Genomic DNA, 26,644 nt, shown 5'->3' on the forward strand with positions numbered 1-26,644 from the left:
CGCGCTCAGATGTCTTTGTTCAAACAGCTGTTGATCGCTATTTGTCTGTTCCTGGTGGTCGCCTTCACCGGCAGCTTCATGGTCAGTCTGGAAAGCTCTCGCACCCAGTACGTCAACCAGTTGCGTTCTCACGCCCAGGACGCCGCGACGGCATTGGCGCTGTCCCTGACGCCGAACATCGACGACCCGGCGATGGTCGAGTTGCTGGTCAGCTCGATCTTCGACAGCGGTTACTACGCGAGTATCCGCGTGGTCGATCTGACCAACGACAAGACGATTGTCGAGCGCAGCGGCATCCCCGCGGTCACCAACGTGCCCGACTGGTTTGTCAAACTGATCGGCCTGGAACCGGCCGGTGGCGATGCGATTGTCAGCCGTGGCTGGGAGCAGGCCGCGCGGGTCGAGGTGGTCAGCCATCCGATGTTCGCGTTGGCCAAGCTGTGGCAGAGCGCGTTGGGCAGCCTCGGCTGGTTGCTGCTCTGCGGCGCGGTGAGTGCGGTGCTGGGCGCGTTGTTGCTGCGTCGGCAACTGAAGCCGCTGGACTACATGGTCAAGCAATCCCATGCCATTGCTCGCCGGGAATTCTTAAGCCTGCCAGAACTTCCGCGCACCCCGGAACTGCGCCGGGTGGTGCAGGCCATGAACCAGATGGTCGAGAAGCTCAAGGCGCTGTTCCAGGAGCAGGCCGAACGCAGTGAAAAGCTGCGGGCCGAGTCCTATCAGGACAACCTGACCGGCCTGGCCAACCGGCGCTATTTCGAAATGCAATTGAACGCGCGTTTGAACAACTCGGAGCAGGCCAGCTCCGGTTATTTGCTGCTGTTGCGGGTGAAGGATCTGGCCGGTTTGAACCAGCGGCTGGGCGGTCAGCGTACCGATGAATTGTTGAAAGCGGTCGGCGAGCAGTTGTCCCGCGAGTGTGCCAAGTACCCGGAAACCCAGAACCTCGTGACGCGTATTCGTGGCGGGGAATTCGCCGTGCTGGCACCGGGGCTGGTGCGTGAAGAAGCGCTGCAACTGGCGAGTAATCTCGAAAGTGCCTTGGGGAGCCTGCATGCGACGGGCGCCACGGACGTGGCTTCGGTGGCTTCGATCGGGTTGGCGCCGTTTGCCCATGGCGACTCGCCGCAAGCGGTGATCGGGTTGGCGGATCAGGCACTGGCCCAGGCAGAAAGCCAGGGTGAACCGAGCTGGGCATGCCTCGAACAGGGCGCGCCGGCGCGGGGCGGCGACGATCACCACGCCTGGCACACCCTGCTGGATCAGGCGCTGAACCAGCAGCGTTTCGAGCTGTATTTCCAGCCGGTGGTGGCCAGCCACGACACAGAGTTGGTGCTGCATTACAAAGTGCTGTCGCGCCTGCTCGACGAGCAGGACCAGACCATTCCCGCCGGGCGTTTCTTGCCATGGCTTGAGCGTTTCGGCTGGACCGCGCGACTGGACCGTTTGATGCTGGAGTTGGTGCTCGAGCAGATGGTCGACCATGAGGAGTCGCTGGCGCTGAACCTGTCTTCGGCGACACTGGCGGACCCGCAGGCGCTGAACGCAGTGTTCGATATCCTGCGTCAGCATTCGAATCTTGGCGAACGACTGACCCTGGAAATCGGCGAAGAGCAACTGCCCGAGCAGGCGGTACTGGAGCAGCTGACGCGGCGTTTGCGTGAGCTTGGGTTCTCGCTGAGTCTGCAGCGTTTTGGTGGGCGCTTCAGCATGATCGGCAACCTGGCGCGGCTGGGGCTGGCGTATCTGAAGATCGACGGCAGTTACATCCGCGCGATTGATCAGGAGAGCGACAAGCGTCTGTTCATCGAGGCGATTCAGCGAGCGGCGCACAGCATCGATTTGCCGTTGATTGCCGAGCGGGTCGAGACCGAAGGGGAGTTGTCGGTGATTCGCGAGATGGGGTTGTACGGGGTTCAGGGGCAGTTGTTTGGTGAGCCGAAGCCTTGGCAGTAGCCCGCTCATCATTCCCACGCAGAGCGTGGGAATGATCGGCGTCAGGGGTTAAATCAACCCCGTCTCATCATCATCGATCAACTGGCTCAACCCGCCCAACGCCTCACGTGCCTGGGTCCGGTCCATGAGCTTGGCTTGCGCAGCCGGCGGCAGGTCGGTGACGCGGATCACGCCTTTTTGGGTCAGCACCTGAATCAAGTCGTCGAGTACCCGAATCATCTCCAGGTCGCTCTGCTTGAGCTGTTTGAGGCTGGTCTCCACCACTTCGTGGGCATACCAGGCCTGGATTTCATGGTGGTCGGCCGGCAGCGTTTCCGTGGCCTCGGCGTAGGCCGTGGCTTCCACGCGCACTAACTGACCTTGCGCATCGCGTTGCACGTAAAACATTAAGCATCCCTCGGAAATGGACCAGCGTCGTGCTGTCAGCAGCATAGGCCAACGCAGGCGAGTATGCGGTGCGACGACGAAATCGTCACCCGTGAGGTGTGGGCATACATGACGGCCGCCCGGTTGGGGCGGCCGTCAGCCTGCGTATCAGCTGTTGTTGTGATCGATCTTGATGGTCGGGTCACTACCGGCAATCAGCGAGTTGATGCTGGCGCTGGACCAATTGTTACCTTCCAGTTTGATCGTCACGTCCGGGGTGGTCGCTGCGGCATCGGCGCCGTTGAACTTGCCGGCGGAGCTGACTTGCAGGGACGACACGCCGTCCACGGTGGTGATCTTCAGGAAGTGGTCAATCGTGCTGCCGCTTTCACCCTGCAACAAATCACGCAGGTCGATGCGGTCGCCTTCGCTGGCCTTGAAGTCCTTGATCACGTCGCTGCCGGTGTCGCCAGCCTTCCAGATGAAGGTGTCGGCACCTGAGCCGCCAATCAGGATGTCGTTACCTTGGCCGCCGATCAGCGAGTCATTGCCGGTGCCGCCGAGCAGGATGTCATTGCCCTTGCCGCCGTCGAGGAGGTCGTTGCCGCCCTGGCCGAAGAGAATGTCGTTGCCCGCGCCACCCAGCAGCGTGTCGTTACCATCGTGAGCGCCAGACACGTCGAACGCGGTGTAGTGCTCGGTGATGTACTGGTGCACGTTGCTGGTGGTGACTTTGCTGACGTCGACGCCGGTTTGCTGGGCGACGAACGCCTGCATCGCCTGATAACCCTCGCCGGCAATGCCATTGAAGCTCACCAGATCGCCGAACAGGAGGTCGTTGCCGTCACCGCCGCTGACCGTGTCGGCACCCGGCATTGTCGCTTCGGTATGGCCGATGATCGAGTTGGCCAGGTCCTTGGGGTCGATGTTGGTTTGTGGCGTTTGATCCGAATCGTACGGCTTGAGGTCGGTGAGGGTGACGTCCTTGTTCAGGCCGATGGCCTCCACCGTAGACACGTTGTTCAGCAACGTGAAGCTGCTGCCGGAATTGTCGATGGTAGTGGAATCGGTGTTGCTACCGGTGCCGTCGCGATAGGACAGCTCGTAGGTGCCGTTACCCTCGGCATGCAGGGTGCCCAGTTCGGAACTGCTCCAGCGGCCAGAGTTTTTCAGAGTCTGCAGCGTGACGTTGCCGGCGCTGTCGATGCTCAGGTAGTGAGTGCTGTCCAGATAGTTGGAATAGGTCTGCCCCAACTTGTAGTTGGTGGTGGTGATGACATCATCGAGCTTCACGTTGCCGTACAAGGTCGGGTTGGTCTGCTCGCCGCTCTGGTAGTAGGTCGGCTTGCCATCGGTGATGAAGTACGTGAGGTTCTTCGCACCGGTGTTGGCAATGGCGTCAGCACTCTGGAACCAATTGGCCGTGGTTTTGAACACGTCCTCGTAGTTGGTGCCGCCGCCCGACGACATCGAATCCAGAACGGATTTGAGCAAGGTCAGCGCGTTCGGGTCGTTCAGGTTCACCGACACTGATTTGTTGACCTGAGTATCGAAGTCCACCAGGAAGATATTCACGGTCCCGGAGTTGCCGCCCAGGCTTTGCTTGAGGGTGTTGAACACCGCCGTCAACGAATCCTTGGCGGCATTGATCGACGTGCTGCTCATGCTGCCCGAGCTGTCGACCATGAACGCGATGTTGTAATTGGTGCCTGGCACCACGGTCAGCCCGCCGATGTCGGCGATCATGATGTCGTTGCCGTCGGTGCCGGTGATCGTGTCGTCGGCCGCCGTGGCGGTCACGGCGTTGTAGACCGCCGGGTATACCGTGACCGGAATCTGCGCGGTGCTCAGTGCCGAACCGCCGAGTGCTTCGGTGGATGTCGAGGTCACGGTCAGGGTGAACTGGCCGTTGTAGTACGGCGGCGGGGTGACGGTCAGGCTGCCGAGGTTCCAGCCGGTAACGTTGGCTTCGCCATTGGTGGTGGTGAAGGTGTGGCCCGCGCCATCGCTGAGCACGGAGCCCGCCGGCATGCCGCTGATCTTCACGCTCAGGCTTTCAGAGCCGTCGGTGTCGGTCAGTGCGGTCTTGATCGCGGACAGGTGAACGCTGGTGCCTTCGGCGCCTTCGTTGAGTTTGTAGCCGTTGTAGTAGCCTTCGCCATTGGTGCCGTGCAGGTCGGAAACCGTCACGCCAGAGGCGGCCAGATCCGCCACGCCGGTGTACAGCGGCACGCCGGCGCTGCTCAGGTCGACCGCTGTACCGCCGTTGACCGACAGGTTGACGTCATAGCTGCCGGGCCCACTCTGGTTGTGGTGGTAGATGTCCAGGGTGTAGTAACCGCTGGTGGTCGGGGTGAACGAACCATTCAGCTTGCCGCCTGCACCCCAAGTCGTCGCGGCCACGTTCTGGCCGCCGATGGTCACCAACAGGCTGTCATCGCCGGTACCGCTGAAGGTGTACGTCTTGCCGGCTTCCAGGTAGATCAGGCCGGAGGTTTTCGAGGCCGTGCCGGCGGTGACGCCGCCGTCGGACTGAACGTTGGTCACGGTGCCGGTGGAGTTCGGCGTGCCTGCGGCGTCGATGACCGATTTCAGCGTGCCGGACGGCGCGCCACTACCATCGGTGCCCAGGCCCGACAGGCCGGTCCAGACTTCCTTGATCAGTCCGGTGGACTTGACGCTGTTGTCCGCGACGCTCAGGGATGGCGCGTCGGCAACCGGCGTGATGTCGATTTTCACCGTGCCGGTGTTGCCCAACAGTTGACCGTCGGTGGGCTGGAACTTGATCTGCGCGTAGTCCGCCTGGTTATTGCCCACGCCGCTGCCGTTGTAGCCATCAACACCCGATTCGTTGGCATCCGGAGTGAAGCGCAACTTGCCGGCGTCGATGTCGGCCTTGCTGATGGTCTGGTTGGTCGTTACGTCTTTCCAGGTCGTACCGTCCAGGTACTGCAATTTGCCGTCGCCCGGCAGCTGAGTGATTTTCACCCCCAGGTTGGCGGTCGGGCTGTCGACATCGCTGACGCCGAAGGTCGACCAGCCGAGGATCAACGGTGTGTCTTCGGTGCCGGTGACGTTAACTGGCGCGGCGGTCGGTGCGTCATTCACGGCCACCACGTTGACCGTGGTGGTTGCGGTGTTGGAGTAATTGCTGCCATCGGTCACCGTCACGGTGATGATCCGCGGCACGGTGCTTGGATCCTCACTGCTGTTGGTGAAGCTGATGTTTTTGATCTGCTGCATGTAGTCGGCCAGCGTCGCGTTGCCCGACAGGGTCAGGGTGACCGTACCGTCCTGGCTGTTGGCGTTGATGCTGATGCCATTGACACTGTTGCCGAGGTTCAGCGCATCGCCCGGCTGACGGTTGGTCAGCACGATAGTGGCGCCGGTCAGCATCGTGCTGTCCGGGTCGGTGATGCTCAGGTCGGTGTCGCCGATCGAGACGCCCTGGCCGGTGGTGCCTTCGGTGAAGGTCACGTTGTAGTTGGCCCCGGTGGCGCCGCTGGAGTTATTGGCGTCCAGGTCGAGAACCGGCGCGGCATCGTTGTCGATGATCGAGGTGCTGACGCTGCCGTTGGTGCTGCTGACCGCGAGGTTTTCGAAGTTGCCGCCGGTGGCCGAGTCGATCTTGACCACGAAGTTCTCGGTACCCTCGGTGAGCTTGTCGTCCAGCGTCGCGACGTTGAAGCTCGCGCTGCTGGCACCGGCCGGGATCTTCACGGTGTACACGCCGGTGAAGTCCGAACCGTCGGCGGCGGTACCGCTGTAGACGATTTTCAGGGTCACTTCGGTCTGCGCCGGGTGGGTCAGGCTGACAGTGTAACTGGCGGTCTGGCCTTCGGTCACCGAGGTACTGCCGCTGATGCTGACTTCGGTTTTGTCGATCGTGTCGGTGACGGTGGTCACTGCCGGGGCAGTGCTCGGCACCAGGTTCTCGAAACTGCCACCGGTGGCGGTGGAGATGGTGGCCTGGACCGTGCCCGCATCTTTGTAAACGTCATCGGATGGAGCCGGGACGGTGACGGTGCCGGTGGTTTTACCGGCATCGATGGTGATCACGGCGCCGTTGCTCAGGGTTACGGTGACCGGTGTGCCGGCGGCGTTGGTCAGGGTCGCGGTGTAAGTGATCTGGCCACCTTCGGCTACCGAGTTGGATGCGCTCAGGTTGAGGTTGGTGGTGTCGACGGTGTCGGTCACGGTGGTGCTGACCGGCGTTTTGTCCGCCACCAGGTTCTCGTAGTTGCCACCGCTGACATTGGTGATCGAGTTGGTCAGCGGAGCGTGGCCGGTCAACGCGTCGTTCGGCGCGGCGGTGGTCACGGTACCGGTGGTTTTGCCGACGTCGATGGTGATGGTCTGGCCGTTGGCCAGGGATACGGTGACCGGGCTACCAGTCACTGGTGCACCGACGGTTGCGGTGTAAGTGACGGTGCCGCCTTCGGCGACGTTCGCAGTCGCAGTCAGCGAAACGGTGCTGGTGTCGATCGTGTCGGTAACGGTGGTGACCGCCGGGGCAGTGCTCGGCACCAGGTTCTCGAAATTGCCACCGGTGGCGGTGGAGATGGTGGCCTGGACCGTGCCCGCATCTTTGTAAACGTCATCGGATGGAGCCGGGACGGTCACGGTGCCGGTGGTTTTACCGGCGTCGATGGTGATTACGGCGCCATTGCTCAGGGTCACGGTGACCGGAGTGCCGGCGGCGTTGGTCAGGGTCGCGGTGTAAGTGATCTGGCCACCTTCGGCTACCGAGTTGGATGCGCTCAGGCTGAGGTTGGTGGTGTCGACGGTGTCGGTCACGGTGGTGCTGACCGGCGTTTTGTCCGCCACCAGGTTTTCGTAATTGCCGCCGCTGACGTTGGTGATCGAGTTGGTCAGCGGAGCATGGCCGGTCAATGCGTCGTTCGGCGCGGCGGTGGTCACGGTACCGGTGGTTTTGCCGATATCGATGGTGATGGTCTGGCCGTTAGCCAGGGACACGGTGACCGGGCTACCAGTCACTGGCGCACCGACGGTTGCGGTGTAAGTGACGGTGCCGCCTTCGGCTGCCGAAGCGGTGGCATTCAGGGTCACTGTCGTGGTGTCGATCGTGTCGGTGACGGTGGTCACTGCCGGGGCAGTGCTCGGCACCAGGTTCTCGAAATTGCCACCGGTGGCGGTGGAGATGGTGGCCTGGACCGTGCCCGCATCCTTGTAAACGTCATCGGATGGAGCCGGGACGGTCACGGTGCCGGTGGTTTTACCGGCGTCGATGGTGATCACGGCGCCATTGCTCAGGGTCACGGTGACCGGAGTGCCGGCGGCGTTGGTCAGGGTCGCGGTGTAAGTGATCTGACCGCCTTCGGCGACCGAGTTGGATGCGCTCAGGCTGAGATTGGTGGTGTCCGGGGTGTCGGTCACCGAGGTATCCGCCGACTTGCCGTCGACTTCCAGCTTCTCGTAGTTGCCGCCCTTGGCATCGTCGATCTTCACGCTCAGGGAGTTGCCGCCGGCTAACGCGTCGTTGGGTGCAACAAAATTAACAGAGCCGCTGCTGGCGCCGACTGGAATGGTGATGGTCTGGCCGTTGGACAGGGTCACAACCACTGGCGAACCAGTCACTGGAGCAGTGACGGACGCGGTGTACACCACGGTGCCACCCTCGGCGACGTTCGCGGTCGCACTCAGCGAAACAGTGCTGGTGTCGATGGTGTCGTTGACGGTAGTGACCGCAGGCGTATTGCTGGTTACCAGGTTTTCGAAGTTGCCGCCGGTGGCGGTGGAGATGGTGGCCTGGACCGTGCCCGCATCCTTGTAAACGTCATCGGACGGGGCCGGGACGGTCACGGAGCCGGTGGTTTTACCGGCATCGATGGTGATCACGGCGCCGTTGCTCAGGGTCACGGTGACCGGTGTGCCGGGGGCGTTGGTCAGGGTCGCGGTGTAAACGATGGAACCGCCTTCAGCCACCGAGTTGGATGCGCTCAGGCTGAGGGTTGTGGTGTCCGGTGTGTCGGTCACCGAGGTATCCGCCGACTTGCCGTCGACTTCCAGCTTCTCGTAGTTGCCGCCCTTGGCATCGTCGATCTTGACGCTCAGGGAGTTGCCGCCGGCCAAGGCATCGTTCGGCGCGGTGAAGTTCACGCTGGCGCTGCTCGAGCCGACCGGGATGGTGATGGTCTGGCCATTGGACAGGGTCACGACCACTGGCGAACCGGTGACCGGTGCCGATACGGACGCTGTGTACACCACGGTGCCGCCTTCGGCGACGTTCGTGGTCGCAGTCAGCGAAACGGTGCTGGTGTCGATGGTGTCGGTGACGGTGGTGATTGCCGGGGCAGTGCTCGGAACCAGGTTCTCGAAATTGCCGCCGGTGGCGGTGGAAATGGTGGCCTGGACCGTACCGGCATCTTTGTAAACGTCATCGGATGGAGCCGGGACGGTGACGGTGCCGGTGGTTTTACCGGCATCGATGGTGATCACGGCGCCGTTGCTCAGCGTGACGGTGACCGGAGTGCCGGCGGCATTGGTCAGGGTCGCGGTGTAAGTGATCTGGCCACCTTCGGCTACCGAGTTGGTCGCACTCAGGCTGAGGTTGGTGGTGTCCGGTGTGTCGGTCACCGAGGTATCCGCCGACTTGCCGTCGACTTCCAGCTTCTCGTAGTTGCCGCCCTTGGCATCGTCGATCTTGACGCTCAAGGAGCCGCCACCCGCCAACGCATCGTTGGGTGCAACAAAATTGACAGAGCCGCTGCTGGCGCCGACCGGAATGGTAATGGTCTGGCCGTTGGACAGGGTCACAACCACTGGCGAGCCGGTGACTGGCGCTGACACGGACGCGGTGTACACCACGGTCCCACCTTCGGCCACGTTCGCGGTCGCAGTCAGCGAAACAGTGCTGGTGTCAATGGTATCGGTGACGGTGGTGACCGCTGCCGCTGGGCTGGTTGCCAGGTTTTCAAAGTTGCCGCCTGCGGCATCCTTGATGGTCACTTCGACTTGGCCAGCGTCCTTGTAGACGTCGTCCTTCGGCGCATCGACGGTTACGGAACCGGTGGTTTTGCCTGCTTCGATGGTGATGACGGCGCCGTTGCTCAACGTCACGGTCACTGGCGTGCCGGCGGCGTTGGTCAAGGTTGCGGTGTAAACAATGGAACCACCTTCGGCCACCGAGTCGGTCGCGCTCAGGCTGAGAGTCGTGGTGTCCGGCGTGTCGGTCACCGAGGTATCCGCCGACTTGCCGTCGACTTCCAGTTTCTCGTAGTTGCCGCCCTTGGCGTCGTCGATCTTCACGCTCAAAGAACCGCCGCCAGCCAAGGCATCGTTCGGTGCGGTGAAGTTCACGCTGGCGCTGCTCGAGCCAACCGGGATGGTGATGGTCTGGCCATTGGACAGGGTCACGACCACCGGCGAACCGGTGACCGGTGCCGATACGGACGCTGTGTACACCACGGTGCCGCCTTCGGCGACGTTCGTGGTCGCAGTTAGCGAAACGGTGCTGGTGTCGATGGTGTCGTTGACGGTAGTGACCGCTGCCGCTGGGCTGGTGGCCAGGTTTTCAAAGTTGCCGCCTGCGGCATCCTTGATGGTCACTTCGACTTGGCCAGCGTCCTTGTAGACGTCGTCCTTTGGTGCATCGACGGTCACGCTGCCGCTAGTGGCACCGGCGGCGATGGTGATGACGGCACCGTTGCTCAGGGTCACGGTGACCGGTGTGCCAGCGGCATTGGTCAGGGTCGCGGTGTAAACGATCGAACCGCCTTCGGCTACCGAGTCGGTCGCGCTCAGGCTGAGGTTGGTGGTGTCTGGGGTGTCGGTCACCGAGGTATCCGCCGACTTGCCGTCGACTTCCAGCTTCTCGTAGTTGCCGCCCTTGGCGTCGTCGATCTTCACGCTCAGGGAACCGCCACCCGCCAACGCATCGTTGGGTGCAACAAAATTGACAGAGCCGCTGCTGGCACCGACCGGAATGGTAATGGTCTGGCCATTGGACAGGGTCACAACGACTGGCGAACCAGTCACCGGAGCAGTGACGGACGCGGTGTACACCACGGTCCCACCTTCGGCGACGTTCGCGGTCGCAGTCAGCGAAACGGTGCTGGTGTCGATGGTGTCGTTGACGGTAGTGACCGCAGGCGTATTGCTGGTTACCAGGTTCTCGAAGTTGCCGCCGGTTGCGTCCTTGATGGTTGCTTCAACGGTGCCGGCGTCTTTGTAGACGTCGTCCTTCGGCGCATCGACGGTTACGGAACCGGTGGTTTTGCCTGCTTCGATGGTGATGACGGCGCCGTTGCTCAGGGTCACGGTGACCGGAGTGCCGGCGGCGTTGGTCAGGGTCGCGGTGTAAGTGATCTGGCCACCTTCGGCTACCGAGTTGGATGCGCTCAGGCTGAGATTGGTGGTGTCCGGGGTGTCGGTCACCGAGGTATCCGCCGACTTGCCGTCGACTTCCAGCTTCTCGTAGTTGCCGCCCTTGGCGTCGTCGATCTTGACGCTCAAGGAGCCGCCACCCGCCAACGCATCGTTGGGTGCAACAAAATTGACAGAGCCACTGCTGGCGCCGACCGGAATGGTAATGGTCTGGCCGTTGGACAGGGTCACAACCACTGGCGAGCCGGTGACTGGCGCTGACACGGACGCGGTGTAAACCACGGTGCCGCCTTCGGCCACGTTTGCGGTCGCAGTCAGCGAAACGGTGCTGGTGTCGATGGTGTCGGTGACGGTGGTGACTGCCGGGGCAGTGCTCGGCACTAGGTTTTCGAAATTGCCACCGGTGGCGGTGGAGATGGTGGCCTGGACCGTGCCCGCATCCTTGTAAACGTCATCGGATGGAGCCGGGACGGTCACGGTGCCGGTGGTTTTACCGGCGTCGATGGTGATCACGGCACCGTTGCTCAGGGTCACGGTGACCGGTGTGCCGGCGGCGTTGGTCAGGGTCGCGGTGTAAACGATCGAACCGCCTTCGGCTACCGAGTCGGTTGCGCTCAGGCTGAGGGTGGTGGTGTCTGGGGTGTCGGTCACCGAGGTGTCCGCCGACTTGCCGTCGACTTCCAGCTTCTCGTAGTTGCCGCCCTTGGCGTCGTCGATCTTCACGCTCAGGGAACCGCCACCCGCCAACGCATCGTTGGGTGCAACGAAATTGACAGAACCGCTGCTCGCGCCGACCGGAATAGTGATGATCTGGCCATTGGACAGGGTCACGACGACTGGCGAGCCAGTGACCGGCGCCGACACGGAAGCCGTGTACACCACGGTGCCGCCTTCGGCCACGTTCGCGGTCGCAGTCAGCGAAACAGTGCTGGTGTCAATGGTATCGGTGATGGTGGTGACCGCTGCCGCTGGGCTGGTTGCCAGGTTTTCAAAGTTGCCGCCTGCGGCATCCTTGATGGTCACTTCGACTTGGCCAGCGTCCTTGTAGACGTCGTCCTTCGGCGCATCGACGGTTACGGAACCGGTGGTTTTGCCTGCTTCGATGGTGATCACGGCGCCATTGCTCAACGTCACGGTCACTGGCGTGCCGGCGGCGTTGGTCAAGGTTGCGGTGTAAACAATGGAACCACCTTCGGCCACCGAGTCGGTCGCGCTCAGGCTGAGAGTCGTGGTGTCCGGCGTGTCGGTCACCGAGGTATCCGCCGACTTGCCGTCGACTTCCAGTTTCTCGTAGTTGCCGCCCTTGGCGTCGTCGATCTTCACGCTCAAAGAACCGCCGCCAGCGAGGGCATCGTTTGGCGCAACGAAGTTGACAGAACCGCTGCTGGCACCGACCGGAATGGTGATGGTCTGGCCATTGGACAGGGTCACAACCACTGGCGAGCCGGTGACTGGCGCTGACACGGACGCGGTGTAAACCACGGTCCCACCTTCGGCCACGTTCGCGGTCGCACTCAGCGAAACAGTGCTGGTGTCGATGGTGTCGTTGACGGTAGTGACCGCAGGCGTATTGCTGGTTACCAGGTTCTCGAAGTTGCCGCCGGTTGCGTCCTTGATGGTTGCTTCAACAGTGCCGGCGTCTTTGTAGACGTCGTCCTTCGGCGCATCGACGGTTACGGAACCGGTGGTTTTGCCTGCTTCGATGGTGATCACGGCGCCATTGCTCAACGTCACGGTCACTGGCGTGCCGGCGGCGTTGGTCAAGGTTGCGGTGTAAACAATGGAACCACCTTCAGCCACCGAGTCGGTTGCGCTCAGGCTGAGGGTGGTGGTGTCTGGGGTGTCGGTCACCGAGGTATCCGCCGACTTGCCGTCGACTTCCAGCTTCTCGTAGTTGCCGCCCTTGGCGTCGTCGATCTTGACGCTCAAGGAGCCGCCACCCGCCAACGCATCGTTGGGTGCAACAAAATTGACAGAGCCGCTGCTGGCGCCGACCGGAATGGTAATGGTCTGGCCGTTGGACAGGGTCACAACCACTGGCGAGCCGGTGACTGGCGCTGACACGGACGCGGTGTACACCACGGTCCCACCTTCGGCGACGTTTGCAGTCGCAGTCAGCGAAACGGTGCTGGTGTCGATGGTGTCGTTGACGGTAGTGACCGCAGGCGTATTGCTGGTTACCAGGTTCTCGAAGTTGCCGCCGGTTGCGTCCTTGATGGTTGCTTCAACAGTGCCGGCGTCTTTGTAGACGTCGTCCTTCGGCGCATCGACGGTTACGGAGCCGGTGGTTTTACCCGCTTCGATGGTGATCACGGCGCCATTGCTCAACGTCACGGTCACTGGCGTGCCGGCGGCGTTGGTCAAGGTTGCGGTATAAACAATGGAACCACCTTCGGCCACCGAGTCGGTCGCGCTCAGGCTGAGAGTCGTGGTGTCCGGCGTGTCGGTCACCGAGGTATCCGCCGACTTGCCGTCGACTTCCAGCTTCTCGTAGTTGCCGCCCTTGGCGTCGTCGATCTTCACGCTCAAAGAACCGCCACCAGCGAGGGCATCGTTTGGCGCAACGAAGTTGACAGAACCGCTGCTGGCACCGACCGGAATGGTGATGGTCTGGCCATTGGACAGGGTCACAACCACTGGCGAGCCGGTGACCGGTGCCGATACGGACGCGGTGTACACCACGGTCCCACCTTCGGCGACGTTCGCGGTCGCAGTCAGCGAAACGGTGCTGGTGTCGATGGTATCGGTGACGGTGGTGGCTGCCGGGGCAGTGCTCGGCACCAGGTTTTCGAAATTGCCACCGGTGGCGGTGGAGATGGTCGCCTGGACCGTGCCGGTGTCTTTGTAAACGTCATCGGCAGGGGCGGCGACGCTCACGCTGCCAGTGGTCGCGCCTGCAGCGATGGTGATCACGGCCCCGTTGCTCAAGGTCACGGTGACTGGCGTGCCCGCCGGATTGGTCAGGGTCGCGGTGTACAGAATCTGACCACCTTCGGCCACTTCGGTGGACGCCGACAGGCTCAGGCCGGTGTCGTCTTTCGAATCGGTGATGGTGGTGAGTGCCGGCTCGGTGCTCGGGGTCAGTTGTTCGAAATTACCGCCGGTGGTGCCGGTGATCGTAGTGCTGACGGTGCTGCCGTTGTTGTAGACGTCATTGGCCGGGGTTTCGACGGTCACGCTGCCGGTGGTCTTGCCCGCTTCGATGGTAATGACCGAGCCATTGCTCAAGGTCACGGTCATTGGCGTGTCAGCAGGGTTGGTCAGGGTGGCGGTGTAAGTGATCTGGCCGCCTTCGACAACGGTGCCGGTGGCGCTGAGGGTCAGGCCGGTACTGTCGATCGAGTCGGTAATGGTGGTGACGGCCGGCGTGGTGTTCGGTACGAGGTTCTCGAAATTGCCACCGGTGGCACCGGTGATCGTAGTGCTGACGGTGCTGCCGTTGTTGTAGACGTCATTGGCCGGGGTTTCGACATTCACGGAGCCGGTGGTTTTTCCGGCTTCGATGGTGATGGTCGAACCGTTGGACAGGGTCACGGTGACCGGCGTCTGCGCCGGGTTGGTCAGGGTGGCGGTGTAAGTGATCTGGCCGCCTTCGACAACGGTGCCGGTGGCGCTGAGGGTCAGGCCGGTACTGTCGATCGAGTCGGTAATGGTGGTGACGGCCGGCGTGGTGCTCGGTACGAGGTTCTCGAAATTGCCACCGGTGGCACCGGTGATCGTGGTGCTGACGGTGCTGCCGTTGTTGTAGACGTCATTGGCCGGGGTTTCGACGGTCACGCTGCCGGTGGTTTTGCCCGCTTCGATGGTAATGACCGAGCCATTGCTCAAGGTCACGGTCATCGGCGTGCCAGCCGGGTTGGTCAGGGTGGCGGTGTAAGTGATCTGGCCGCCTTCGACAACGGTGCCGGTGGCGCTGAGGCTCAGGCCGGTGTTGTCGATCGAGTCGGTAATGGTGGTGACGGCCGGCGTGGTGCTCGGTACGAGGTTCTCGAAATTGCCACCGGTCGCACCGGTGATTGTGGTGCTGACGGTGCTGCCGTTGTTGTAGACGTCATTGGCCGGGGTTTCGACATTCACGGAGCCGGTGGTTTTTCCGGCTTCGATGGTGATGGTCGAGCCGTTGGACAGGGTCACGGTGACCGGTGTTTGCGCCGGGTTAGTCAGGGTGGCGGTGTAGGTGATCTGGCCACCTTCAGTGACGCTGCCGGTGGCAGTCAGGGTCAGGCCGGTACTGTCGATCGAGTCGGTAATGGTGGTGACGGCCGGCGTGGTGCTCGGTACGAGGTTCTCGAAATTGCCACCGGTCGCACCGGTGATCGTGGTGCTGACGGTGCTGCCGTTGTTGTAGACGTCATTGGCCGGGGTTTCGACGTTCACGGAACCGGTGGTTTTTCCGGCTTCGATGGTGATGGTCGAGCCGTTGGACAGGGTCACGGTGACCGGTGTTTGCGCCGGGTTAGTCAGGGTGGCGGTGTAGGTGATCTGGCCACCTTCAGTGACGCTGCCGGTGGCAGTCAGGGTCAGGCCGGTACTGTCGATCGAGTCGGTAATGGTGGTGACGGCCGGCGTGGTGCTCGGTACGAGGTTCTCGAAATTGCCACCGGTCGCACCGGTGATCGTGGTGCTGACGGTGCTGCCGTTGTTGTAGACGTCATTGGCCGGGGTTTCGACGTTCACGGAACCGGTGGTTTTTCCGGCTTCGATGGTGATGGTCGAACCGTTGGACAGGGTCACGGTGACCGGCGTCTGCGCCGGGTTGGTCAGGGTGGCGGTGTAGGTGATCTGGCCACCTTCAGTGACGCTTGAACCCGCTGTCAGCGTAACGGTAGTGGTGTCGACGGTGTCGGTGACCTGGGTCACGGCCGGAGCAGTCGGCGGGGTGACCACGATACCGCTGCCACCCGTGGTGCCAGTGACGGTCACGTCGATTTGGGTCGGATCGTTATAAACAGTGTCGTTCGGCGCCAGAGGAACGTTGACGGTACCGGTAGTCTGGCCGGCTGTGATCACGATCACCGCGCCGTTGGACAGGGTGATGGTCAGGTCGGTCAGCGGTGCCTGGGTCAGGGTCGCGGTGTAAACCAGTACACCACCGGCCTCGGTGATGGTCGGCGTGGCGCTCAGGCTCAGGGTCGATTCGCGCAGAGCATTGGAGCTGGTATTGGCGGTCTGGCCGCCAGTGGTGTTTTGTGTTGCCAAAGCCGCAGTGGCGAGGCCTGCGGTAGGGAAGCCAATGGTCGGGTCGACCCGGGCAGCGGTTGCCTCCAGAGCCACGAAGCTGTGGCCGCCACCGGCAGAGCCGCCCGCGCTCGCGGCGGTCGGGCCGGCAGCAGTGGCTTCAAGCGCGGTGGTTGGGTCGACACCGGCAGCGATGGCTTGCTGCAATTCGTCAACTGATGGCGCGGCTTGTGCAGTGGCTTGTGCAAGGTCGGTGCTGGAGTCCGGATTGCTGCCACTCCACTGAGTGTCGCGGCCCAGGTCCAGGGTTCGCCCGTCAGCCAGTTCAAGGGTAATGGCGCCGGCGGCACCGGTGTCCACTTGGTCGCCCACAAACAACCGGTCGCCTTCAACGAGTACGCGGCGGATGCCCTCTGGGGACACCGCGAAAACCTGACCAACAATGCTTTTGACGATGGCAACAACACTGCTCATTGAAGACTCTCCGGGTGTCACGTTCAGTTGACTTCCATGAACCGCTCGGGCGTGTTCGCCGATCGGGCTGGACGTTCTTACAAAATTCGATACATAGCTTTGACGCGTAACCGTCAATAATTTGGCTATATTTTTTCGAAATTAACTTTATGCCAAACTATTGACCTTATGGGAGTCATCCTAAACAATCGTCAAGGTAATGTCACATTGATATTTAAGCGGCGACCTGTCCTACAGCGTGTGATCCAGTTCCGATTTTGAACTTTCCGACATACGGTCATTCCGGTTGCCACCATGCGATGCAGCGCCATGTTCTGCAGTGATTCAAGACAAGAAGTCCCGGGAATTCCAACTATGCGTTTGCACCTGTTCAAGGTTCTACCCTTCGCCTTTGCCGCCAGCGTTGTTCAGGCGCAAACCCTTCCGCAGGCCATGCAACAGGCACTGGATGTCCATCCGGAAATCCAGGCAGGGGTCAATAGTCGGCTGGCCGCGGATTATCAATTAAAGGCTGCAAAAGGTGGATACCTGCCACGGGTCGATCTGCTGGGCGGTTATGGTCGCGAAGGCACCGACAGTGTCTCCACCCGTGCCGCTGGCGGCAGCAACCACTGGGAAACGCTGAACCGGAGCGAGTCAAGTTTACGTCTGTCACAGATGGTTTTTGACGGTTTTGCGACGTCCAGCGAAGTGGGGCGTCAACAAGCCACCGTTAATTCCCGTGCTTATTCCTTGATGGGCACCTCGGAACGCACCGCGTTGACCGTCGCTCAGGTTTATCTCGATGTGCTGACCCGCCGCGAATTCGTGCGCCTGGCCGAAGACAACCTGAAAAACCACGAACGGATTTTTGACCAGATCAAATTGCGCACCCAGCGCGGTGTGGGCAGCGGCGCCGATCTCGATCAGGCCGAAGCACGCATGGCCCAGGCCCGCAACAACCTGATCACCGAGCAGACCAACCTGGCAGACGCCCAGACCAACTTCCTCAGTGCCGTCGGCCAAATGCCCGATCAACTGGAGCGGCCTGCCGATTTTATGGCGCTGTTGCCAGCCAACCTGAATGAAGCCCGGGCGCAGATGCTGGAAAACAGCCCGATCCTGCGTTCCGCCGAATCGGATATCGCTGCTGCCGAGAAACAGTACGAAGCCGCCAAGTCGAGCTTCTACCCGCGCTTCGATGCCGAACTGGGTCGCACCGCCGACAACGACCTCGATGGTCAGAACGGTCACAACAACGAATGGCAGGCCATGCTGCGCATGCGCTTCAATTTGTTTGCCGGTGGCAGCAACAAGGCCGATCTGGAATCCAAGTCCTACCTGTCGAACCAGGCGCTGGATATTCGCAACAACGCCCTGCGCGTGTTGAATGAAGAACTGGGCCTGGCCTGGAATGCCCTGAACAACGCCAACGCCCAGGTGCCGATCGCCCAGCAATATGTCGATCGCAGCGCCAGCGTGCGCGGCGCGTATCAGAAGCAATTCAGCCTCGGCGAACGGACGCTGCTTGACTTGCTCGACAGTGAAAACGAGCTGTTCACCGCTTCCCGTCGGCTGGTCGAGATCAAAAACATTCAGTTATTTACTCAGTACCGAATCAAGGCGACCATGGGCGAATTGCTCAAAAGTCAGGGCGTGGTCGCACCGTTGGCATCCGTTGTGCAGAATGACGTGAAGCCCAAGGTCCAGCTGCCTGGGATGAATTGAGTCCTGCCCCATTTCAACTGTTAGCCAAGAGTGTCGAGCGTGGAATCAGAAGTCAGTCGAGTTCAACTCATTCATGATCCACGCGCGCTGCATGACGATCCGTTACTGGACGGCCTGCTAGCCCTCTGCACTTTGCACCAGAAGCCGGCCAGCGCGGCGATGCTGACCACCGGCTTGCCGTTGCCCAAACAGCGCCTGAGCGTCGAACTGCTGCCTCGTGCGGCCGCTCGCGCCGGGCTGCAAGGGCGGGTGCTGCAACGCAAGCTGGAGCAGATTCCGGCGATCGCCATGCCGGCGCTGTTGCTGCTCAAGGACGGACGCAGTGCGGTGCTGCTCGGCTGGCACGGTGAAGACCAGGCCCGCTTGCTGCTCAGTGAAAGTGATGGTGGCGAAGTCTGCGTCAGTCGTGAACTGCTCGCCGACGACTACATCGGCAAAGTGTTCTTCGCCCAACCCCAGCACAAATTCGACGTTAACCACGGCACGCTGATCCCGCGCGCGCGTTCGTGGTTTCGCGACACCCTCAAGCGTTCGCGCTGGCTGTACGTCGACGCCATCGCTGCCAGTCTGCTGATCAATATCATCGCCATGGCCGCGCCGCTGTTCGTGATGAATGTCTACGACCGCGTGGTGCCGAACCAGGCCGAATCGACCCTTTGGGTGCTGGCCATCGGCATCACCGGCGCTTATGTGTTCGACCTGATTCTCAAGAGCCTGCGCAGTCTGTGCCTGGACCTGGCGGGCAAGAAAACCGACCTGATCATTTCAGCGACGCTGTTTGAGCGCATCGTCGGCATGGCCATGAAGTACCGCCCGGCGCGGGTCGGCAGCTTCGCCCAGAACATCCATGAATTTCAGAGCCTGCGCGACTTCCTCGCGTCGCTGACCCTCACCAGCCTGATCGACCTGCCGTTTACACTGTTGATCTTCCTGGTCATCGCGATCCTCGGCGGGCATCTGGTGTGGATTCCGGTGCTGGCGTTCCCGATTGCGCTGCTGATCGGTTATGCCTTGCAGAAGCCGCTGGTGGCGACCATGGAGCGAACCATGGCCCTGGGCGCCGAGCGCCAGTCGAGCCTGATCGAAACCCTCGCCGGCCTCGATGCGGTAAAGGTCAACAATGCCGAAAGCGAACGCCAGTATCAGTGGGAGCAGACCATCGGCACCCTCAGCCGCCTTGAGCTGCGGGTGAAAATGCTGTCCGGTCTGGCGATGAACATCACCTTGCTGATTCAGCAATTGGCCGGGGTGATCATGATCGTCTTCGGCGTGTACCAGATCATTGCCGGCAACCTGAGCATGGGCGGTTTGATCGCCTGTTACATGCTCAGCGGTCGCGCCCTCAGCCCGCTGGCCTCGCTGTCCGGTCTGCTGACCCGCTACCAGCAAGCCCGCGTGACCATGACCTCGGTCGATCAGATGATGGAGTTGCCTCAGGAGCGCAATTTCGACGAGCGCCCGCTGAGCCGCAAGGTCCTGCAAGGCGCCATTGAATGCCGTCAGTTGACCTTCACCTATCCGAATCAACAGAACCCCGCGCTGAAGGGCATCAACCTGATCATCAAGCCGGGCGAGAAGATCGGCATCATCGGTCGCAGCGGCTCGGGCAAAAGCTCCCTGGCCAAACTGCTGGTGGGCCTCTATCAGCCGGACGACGGCGCGTTGCTGGTGGATGGTGTGGATATCCGCCAGATCGACGTCAGCGAACTGCGCCACAACATTGGCTACGTGCCCCAGGACATCCAATTGCTCGCCGGTACGTTGCGCGACAACCTGGTGTCGGGCGCGCGCTATGTCGAAGACGAATTGGTGCTGCAAGCCGCGGAGCTGGCCGGCGTCCACGAGTTCGCCCGCCTGCACCCGCAAGGTTATGAACTGCAAGTCGGTGAGCGTGGGCAGAACCTGTCCGGCGGTCAGCGCCAGAACGTGGCCCTGGCCCGAGCGTTGCTGCTCAACCCGCCGATCCTGTTGCTGGACGAACCCACCAGCGCCATGGACAACACTGGCGAAGAGCGCCTGAAACAACGCCTCGCTGCCGTGGTGGAAAACAAGACCGTGGTGCTGGTGACGCACCGGGCCTCGCTGTTGTCGCTGGTGGATCGCCTGCTGGTGATCGACCGCGGGCAGATTCTCGCCGATGGCCCGAAAGCCGCCGTGATGGAAGCGTTGAAAAAGGGGCAGATCAGTGTTGCTTAAGTCCGGGGTCAAAGAATCCATCCGCCGCTACTTCAAAGGTTCCGCGTCGCTGCAAGGCCAGCCCCTTCCCGAGGTCAACAAAGCGCTGATCGAGGACGCCCCGCGCGTGGTGCGGTTGACGATCTGGGCGATCATCGGCTTCTTCGTGTTCCTGATGCTGTGGGCCAATTTTGCGGTGATCGATGAAGTCACCAAAGGCGACGGCAAGGCGATTCCGTCGTCGAAGATCCAGAAAATCCAGAACCTTGAGGGTGGCATCGTTTCCGAGCTGTTCGTCAAGGAAGGGCAAATCGTCGAAGCTGGCGCGCCGCTGATACGTCTGGACGACACACGGTTTGCCTCCAATGTTGGCGAAACCGAGGCCGATCGGCTGTCGATGCTGTTGCGTGTGGAGCGCTTGAGCGCCGAGGTCGATGACCGTCCGTTGAATTTTCCCGCCGATGTGCTCAAAGCCGTACCCGGCCAGGCCGCCAGCGAACAATCGTTGTACATCAGTCGTCGTCAGCAATTGCACGATGAGATCGGTGGCTTGCAGGAGCAGTTGATCCAGAAGCAACAGGAGCTGCGCGAGTTCACCTCCAAACAGGCCCAGTACCGCAGCGGTCTGGCCTTGCAGCGTCAGGAAATCGCCATGTCCGAGCCGTTGGTGGCTCAGGGCGCGGTATCCCCGGTTGAGGTATTGCGACTCAAGCGTGCCGAGGTCGAAACCCGCGGCCAATTGGACGCCACCACCCTGGCGATCCCTCGCGCCGAATCGGCGATCAAGGAAGTGCAGCGCAAGATCGATGAGACTCGCGGCAAATTCCGCAGCGAAGCCCTGACTCAACTCAACGAAGCCCGCACCGATCTGAACAAGGCACAGGCGACCGGCAAGGCGCTGGAAGACCGGGTCAGCCGGACGCTGGTGACATCGCCGGTGCGCGGCATCGTCAACAAGTTGCTGGTGAACACCATCGGTGGCGTGATCCAGCCGGGCAGCGACCTGGTGGAAATCGTGCCGCTGGACGACACCTTGCTGGTGGAAGCCAAGATTCGCCCGCAAGACATCGCCTTCCTGCATCCGGGGCAAGACGCCACGGTGAAGTTCACGGCTTACGACTACACCATTTATGGCGGGCTGAAAGCCAAGCTGGAGCAGATCGGTGCCGACACCATCACCGACGAAGACAAGAAGACCACGTACTACATCATCAAACTGCGCACCGAGCGCAGCCACCTCGGGACGGATGAAAAGCCGTTGCTGATCATTCCTGGAATGGTGGCGTCGGTGGATATCATTACTGGCAAGAAGACCATACTGAGTTATTTGCTCAAGCCGATTATCCGGGCTCGCGCCGAGGCGTTGCACGAGCGGTAGTTTTCGGGTGAGGCTGATGGCCTCTTCGCGGGCAAGCCTCGCTCCTACAGGACGCGGGGCTTCTGTAGGAGCGAGGCTTGCCCGCGAAAGCGTCCTCAAAGACACCACACTTCAAAAGCCATATCGTTATTCGCTAACGGTATTTAAATTTAAATTCTTATACCTATAAAGTCACTTCCCTGCGTACCTGCCGACCAATCGGCGCGCCGCACGACACGAACCAACACGGGACCTCCGTGAGTTTCTGATCGACGCGCGCCCTTGAGCGCGCCGTGCGTGGGAGTGATTTTTATGCCAGCTGTCTCTTTTTCCCCAAAGCCTGAGCCAACAAGCGCCGCCACCCTCGCGTCGCAAGCCTTCGAAATCCGCCCGTTCAGCGGTGCCGTCGGTGCCGAAATCATCGGCCTGGATTTGTCCCGCCCAATCAATGACCAGGACTTCTCCCGAATCCACCGTGCGCACCTGGATCATCATGTGGTGGTGTTCCGCGACCAGCGCATAACCCCCGAACAGCAGATCGCCTTCAGCCGCCGTTTCGGCGTGTTGCAGATCCATGTACTCAAGCAATTCCTGCTGGCCGGGCATCCGGAAATTCTCATCGTTTCCAACATCATCGAAAACGGCCAATCCATCGGCCTCGGTGATGCCGGCAAGTTCTGGCACTCCGATCTCTCTTATAAAGAACTGCCGAGCCTGGGCTCGATGCTGCATGCCCAGGAGCTGCCCTCCGAAGGCGGCGACACGCTGTTCGCCGACATGCACAAAGCCTGGGACAGCTTGCCCGAGGCGCTGCGTAAAGCCGTCGAAGGTCGTTCGGCCGCGCATTCCTACACGGCGCGCTACAGCGAGAGCAAATTCGAGGGCAACTGGCGTCCGACCCTGACGCCGGAGCAACTGGCTCAGGTCGCTGAAGTTGTTCATCCGATCGTCCGCACCCACCCGGAAAACGGTCGCAAGGCGTTGTTCGTCAGCGAGGGCTTCACCACCCGCATCGTCGGTTTGCCGGAAGACGAGAGCAAACAATTGCTCGACGAGCTCTACGCCCACAGCGTGTTGCCGCAAAACATTTACCGCCATCAATGGCAGGCCCACGACCTGGTGTTCTGGGACAACCGCTCGCTGATTCACCTCGCCGCCGGATGTCCCAGCCATCTGCGCCGCAAGTTGTATCGCACCACCATCCAGGGCGACGCGCCTTTCTGATTTCGGAGAACCCTCATGTCCAAACGTCTTCCATTTGCACCGTTGGCCGCCGCTATCGGCCTGGGTTTCAGCCTGCTCGCCGGCAGCCTGGTGGCGCCGACCGTGGCCCACGCCGAGGGTGAAATTCGTATCGCCGAACAATTCGGTATCGTTTATCTGCTGCTCAACGTGGTGCGCGATCAGAACCTGATCGAGAAATACGGCAAGCAGGAAGGCATCGACATCAAGGTCGACTGGACCCAGCTCTCCGGCGGCTCGGCGGTCAACGATGCGTTGCTCTCCGGCTCCATCGACATTGCCGGTGCCGGCGTCGGGCCGCTGCTGACCATCTGGGACCGCACTCACGGCAAACAGAACGTCAAGGCCGTGGCTTCCCTGGGCAACTTCCCTTACTACCTGGTGAGTAATAATCCGAAGGTCAAAACCATCGCTGACTTCACCGAAAAGGACCGCATTGCGGTGCCGGCGGTCGGGGTGTCGGTGCAGTCGCGCTTCCTGCAATACGCAGCGGCCAAGCAATGGGGCGACAAAGAGTTCAATCGCCTCGACAAGTACACCATCGCCGTTCCGCACCCGGATGCCACTGCGGCACTGATCGCTGGCGGCACCGAGTTGACCGGGCACTTCTCCAACCCGCCCTTCCAGGATCAGGCGCTGGAAAACCCCAGCGTGCACGTGGTGCTGAACACCTATGACCTGCTCGGCCCGAACTCGCCGACCGTGTTGTTCGCCACCGAGAAATTCCGCAACGAGAACCCGAAAACCTATAAAGCCTTCATCGCGGCGCTGACCGAAGCGGCCGAGTTTGCGCAGAACGATAAAGGCGCGGCGGCCGACACATACATCCGTGTCACCAAGGCAAAAATCGACCGTGCGGCATTGCTGAAAATCATCGACAACCCGCAGTTCGAATTTACCGTCACGCCGAAAAACACTTACCCACTGGCCGAGTTCCTCTACCGCGTCGGCGCGATCAAAAACAAACCGGATTCGTGGAAGGATTACTTCTTCCAGGATGCCAAACCGCTGCAAGGGAGCTGATCGACATGAACGCCCCCTTGCAAGGCCACACGGCCAGCAATCCGATCGCGGCCGCGCAAGCGCTGCTGTCGGTCGACCAGGTCAGCCTGGAATACCGCACGCCTGCGCGTGTGGTTCGAGCGACCCATCAGGTCAGTTTCGAGATCGATCCGGCGGACCGCTTTGTGTTGCTCGGTCCGTCCGGCTGCGGCAAATCGACGTTGCTCAAGGCGGTCGCCGGGTTCATCCCGCCCTGTGAGGGCGAGATTCGCCTGCAAGGCCAGCGGGTCGATGCGCCGGGGCCGGACCGGATCGTGGTGTTCCAGGAGTTCGATCAGCTGCCGCCGTGGAAAACCGTCAAACAGAACGTGATGTTTCCGCTGCTCGCTTCCAAAACCCTCAAGCGCAAAGAGGCTGAAGAGCGGGCGCTGCATTATCTGGACAAGGTCGGTCTGGCGGGGTTTGCCGATGCCTATCCGCATACCTTGTCCGGCGGCATGAAGGCTCGGGTGGCGATTGCCCGGGCGTTGGCGATGCAACCGAAAATCCTGTTGATGGACGAACCCTTCGCCGCCCTCGACGCGCTGACCCGGCGCAAGATGCAGGAAGAGTTGCTGCTGCTCTGGGAAGAGGTGCGTTTCACGCTGCTGTTCGTCACTCACTCCATCGAAGAGGCGTTGGTGGTGGGTAATCGGATTCTGCTGCTGTCGCCTCATCCGGGGCGGGTACGAGCCGAAGTCCACAGCCATCAATACGATTTGCACAGCCTCGGCGGCGTGGCGTTCCAGGAATCGGCACGGCGGATTCATCGGCTGTTGTTCGATGAAGGCCAGTCACCGGAAACCGCGCGTGAGCTGGATTTCGCCGATATTCGCATCGCTTATTGAGCCATTGAGAGGAGTGCCCGATGAGCCCGCTATCATCCGCGCGTAAAGAGTACGAAACCATTTTGCAGCCGCTGACGAGCGTCCCTCTGGAGCGTGAGTTACCCCTCGGTCAGCGTCTCTGGCAACAGGGCTGGTTGCGTAAAAGCCTGATCCTGATTGTGCTCGCGCTGCTCTGGGAAGCCGTTGCCCGTTACCAGAATAACGACCTGCTGCTGCCAGGTTTTCTGCAAACCGCCAGCGCGCTGTACGACGGCCTGCTCAGCGGTGAGTTGTTGGGCAAGGTGTGGATTTCGCTGGTGGTGTTGTTGAAGGGCTACCTGATCGGGATTGTGCTGGCGTTTGCCCTGACCACATTGGCGGTGTCGACGCAATTGGGTCGCGATCTGCTGAGCACGCTGACCTCGATGTTCAACCCGTTGCCGGCGATTGCACTGCTGCCGCTGGCGCTGCTGTGGTTCGGGCTGGGGCAGAACAGTCTGATTTTTGTACTGGTGCATTCGGTGCTCTGGGCGTTGGCCTTGAACACCTATGCCGGGTTCCTTGGCGTTTCGGAAACCCTGCGCATGGCGGGGCGCAATTACGGCCTCAAGGGCATGCGTTTCGTGTTGTTCATCCTGATCCCGGCCGCGTTGCCGTCGATCCTCGCCGGTTTGAAAATCGGCTGGGCGTTCGCCTGGCGCACGCTGATCGCCGCTGAACTGGTATTTGGCGCCACCAGCGGCAAGGGTGGGTTGGGGTGGTACATCTTCCAGAACCGTAATGAGCTGTACACCGACAAGGTGTTTGCCGGGTTGGCGGTGGTAATCCTGATCGGTTTGCTGGTGGAGAATCTGGTGTTTGATACGTTGGAGCGGGTGACGGTGAAGCGTTGGGGGATGCAGCGGTGATCTTTTGATCTGCTAGCATTGCGTCTGAATCAATCCAGACCAGCTATGAGTGCTCAGCATGCAACTCCCGGACATGAACCTGTTGGTCGCCCTCGACGCCTTGCTCGACGAGGGCAGCGTGGTGGGCGCTGCGCGACGGATGAACCTCAGCCCGGCGGCGATGAGCCGGACGCTGACGCGGATTCGCGAGGCCATCGGCGATCCGATTCTGGTACGCGCCGGCCGTGGCCTGGTGCCGACGCCCAAGGCGCTGGAGCTGCGCGAGCAAGTGCGGGACCTGGTGGAACAGGCCGCTTTGCTGTTCCGTTCTGCCGATGACGTGGACCTGGGCAGCTTGCGCCGGCGGTTCAGCATTCGCGCCAATGATTTCTTTGTGGGCGTCTATGGCGGCAAGCTGTTCGACACGATGGAGCGCCAGGCTCCGCATTGCGAACTGCGCTTTGTCCCCGAGGGCGACGGGGACGATGAAGCCTTGCGCGAAGGACGCATCGATCTGAGCGTCAGCAACAATCGACCGCTGATGCCGGAAGTGAAGGTGCAAAACCTGTTCTCCACCCACTTTGTCGGACTGGTGCGCGAAGACCATCCGCTGTTCGATGACGAGATCACCGCCGAGCGTTACGCCGGCTTTTCCCATATCAGCATGTCCCGTCGCGGGATCGCCCGTGGGCCGATCGACACGGCGCTCAATGCCTTGGGGCTGGAACGGCGGGTGGCGGTGATTGCGCCGAGTTTCCATGCGGCGATGTTCGCCTTGCCGGATTCCGACCTGATCCTGCCGGTGCCCAAAGAAGCATTGCTGAGTGTGCGGCGCCTGGGCTTGAAGCTGCGCTCGTTCACCCTGCCGATTCCGCTACCTACCCTCATGCTGACCCAGGCCTGGCACCCGCGCTTCGACAAAGACCCGGCGCACCGCTGGATGCGTGAAACGCTCAAGGCTTGTTGCGACGAGACCTGGCTGGCGGCACAGCCGGTTTGAAGATCAAGGGATCGCATCCTTTAATCATTGCGTTTAGTGCACTTATAAGCTGCCAATAAGTCAATTTTCGTAAGGCATCGCACTTCCT

The 26,644-nt window shown here is 61.4% G+C and carries 11 protein-coding genes; 9 read left to right on the forward strand and 2 right to left on the reverse strand.

Annotated features, from left to right (window positions below):
- Positions 1 to 9 precede the first annotated feature (9 nt).
- The gene (lapD, locus tag PGR6_RS00615) at positions 10 to 1,956 is read left to right on the forward strand and encodes a cyclic di-GMP receptor LapD (RefSeq protein ID WP_064615724.1); all 1,947 of its coding nucleotides are present in this window, start codon (positions 10 to 12) and stop codon (positions 1,954 to 1,956) included.
- Between the two features lie 48 nt (positions 1,957 to 2,004).
- Here lapD and PGR6_RS00620 read toward each other — a convergent pair whose 3' ends face one another.
- Complete coding sequence (locus tag PGR6_RS00620; protein WP_019582912.1) at positions 2,005 to 2,343, reverse strand: hypothetical protein; 339 nt, start codon at positions 2,341 to 2,343, stop codon at positions 2,005 to 2,007.
- 147 nt (positions 2,344 to 2,490) lie between these two features.
- Positions 2,491 to 16,320, reverse strand: a complete 13,830-nt coding sequence (locus PGR6_RS00625) for a retention module-containing protein (RefSeq protein ID WP_064615727.1) — start codon at positions 16,318 to 16,320, stop codon at positions 2,491 to 2,493.
- Positions 16,321 to 16,674: 354 nt separating this feature from the next.
- Here PGR6_RS00625 and PGR6_RS00630 point away from each other — a divergent pair, with 354 nt between their 5' ends.
- From PGR6_RS00630 to PGR6_RS00665, 8 genes are all read left to right on the forward strand, one after another.
- Positions 16,675 to 18,027, forward strand: a complete 1,353-nt coding sequence (locus tag PGR6_RS00630) for a TolC family outer membrane protein (protein WP_018929411.1) — start codon at positions 16,675 to 16,677, stop codon at positions 18,025 to 18,027.
- A 39-nt stretch (positions 18,028 to 18,066) separates the two neighbouring features.
- On the forward strand, positions 18,067 to 20,223 hold the full coding sequence (locus PGR6_RS00635) for a type I secretion system permease/ATPase (protein ID WP_028939515.1): 2,157 nt from the start codon (positions 18,067 to 18,069) through the stop codon (positions 20,221 to 20,223).
- On the forward strand, positions 20,213 to 21,580 hold the full coding sequence (locus PGR6_RS00640) for an HlyD family type I secretion periplasmic adaptor subunit (RefSeq protein ID WP_064615729.1): 1,368 nt from the start codon (positions 20,213 to 20,215) through the stop codon (positions 21,578 to 21,580). Before PGR6_RS00635 ends, PGR6_RS00640 begins: the two co-directional genes overlap by 11 nt.
- A 291-nt stretch (positions 21,581 to 21,871) precedes the next feature.
- Positions 21,872 to 22,783: a TauD/TfdA dioxygenase family protein gene (locus PGR6_RS00645; protein ID WP_018929408.1), complete on the forward strand. Its 912-nt coding sequence runs from the start codon at positions 21,872 to 21,874 to the stop codon at positions 22,781 to 22,783.
- A 15-nt stretch (positions 22,784 to 22,798) separates the two neighbouring features.
- The gene (locus PGR6_RS00650; RefSeq protein WP_028939517.1) at positions 22,799 to 23,824 is read left to right on the forward strand and encodes an ABC transporter substrate-binding protein; all 1,026 of its coding nucleotides are present in this window, start codon (positions 22,799 to 22,801) and stop codon (positions 23,822 to 23,824) included.
- A 5-nt stretch (positions 23,825 to 23,829) separates the two neighbouring features.
- Positions 23,830 to 24,690 carry an ABC transporter ATP-binding protein gene (locus tag PGR6_RS00655; protein WP_064615731.1) on the forward strand — a complete coding sequence of 287 codons (861 nt, stop codon included), beginning with the start codon at positions 23,830 to 23,832 and terminating at the stop codon, positions 24,688 to 24,690.
- Positions 24,691 to 24,710: 20 nt separating this feature from the next.
- Positions 24,711 to 25,577 (forward strand): ABC transporter permease, encoded by an 867-nt coding sequence (locus tag PGR6_RS00660; protein WP_064615733.1) that lies wholly within the window; start codon positions 24,711 to 24,713, stop codon positions 25,575 to 25,577.
- A 58-nt stretch (positions 25,578 to 25,635) separates the two neighbouring features.
- Positions 25,636 to 26,556: a LysR family transcriptional regulator gene (locus tag PGR6_RS00665; RefSeq protein ID WP_019651583.1), complete on the forward strand. Its 921-nt coding sequence runs from the start codon at positions 25,636 to 25,638 to the stop codon at positions 26,554 to 26,556.
- Positions 26,557 to 26,644: the final 88 nt, after the last annotated feature.

Origin of the sequence: Pseudomonas sp. GR 6-02 (assembly GCF_001655615.1) — a bacterium.
Classification (GTDB): Bacteria; Pseudomonadota; Gammaproteobacteria; order Pseudomonadales; family Pseudomonadaceae; genus Aquipseudomonas.

Coding starts and splice junctions, on each gene's coding strand:
- lapD (WP_064615724.1), top strand. CDS start 10: ATGTCTTTGTTCAAACAGCTGTTGATCGCTATTTGTCTGTTCCTGGTG.
- PGR6_RS00620 (WP_019582912.1), bottom strand. CDS start 2,343: ATGTTTTACGTGCAACGCGATGCGCAAGGTCAGTTAGTGCGCGTGGAA.
- PGR6_RS00625 (WP_064615727.1), bottom strand. CDS start 16,320: ATGAGCAGTGTTGTTGCCATCGTCAAAAGCATTGTTGGTCAGGTTTTC.
- PGR6_RS00630 (WP_018929411.1), top strand. CDS start 16,675: ATGCGTTTGCACCTGTTCAAGGTTCTACCCTTCGCCTTTGCCGCCAGC.
- PGR6_RS00645 (WP_018929408.1), top strand. CDS start 21,872: ATGCCAGCTGTCTCTTTTTCCCCAAAGCCTGAGCCAACAAGCGCCGCC.
- PGR6_RS00650 (WP_028939517.1), top strand. CDS start 22,799: ATGTCCAAACGTCTTCCATTTGCACCGTTGGCCGCCGCTATCGGCCTG.
- PGR6_RS00655 (WP_064615731.1), top strand. CDS start 23,830: ATGAACGCCCCCTTGCAAGGCCACACGGCCAGCAATCCGATCGCGGCC.
- PGR6_RS00660 (WP_064615733.1), top strand. CDS start 24,711: ATGAGCCCGCTATCATCCGCGCGTAAAGAGTACGAAACCATTTTGCAG.
- PGR6_RS00665 (WP_019651583.1), top strand. CDS start 25,636: ATGCAACTCCCGGACATGAACCTGTTGGTCGCCCTCGACGCCTTGCTC.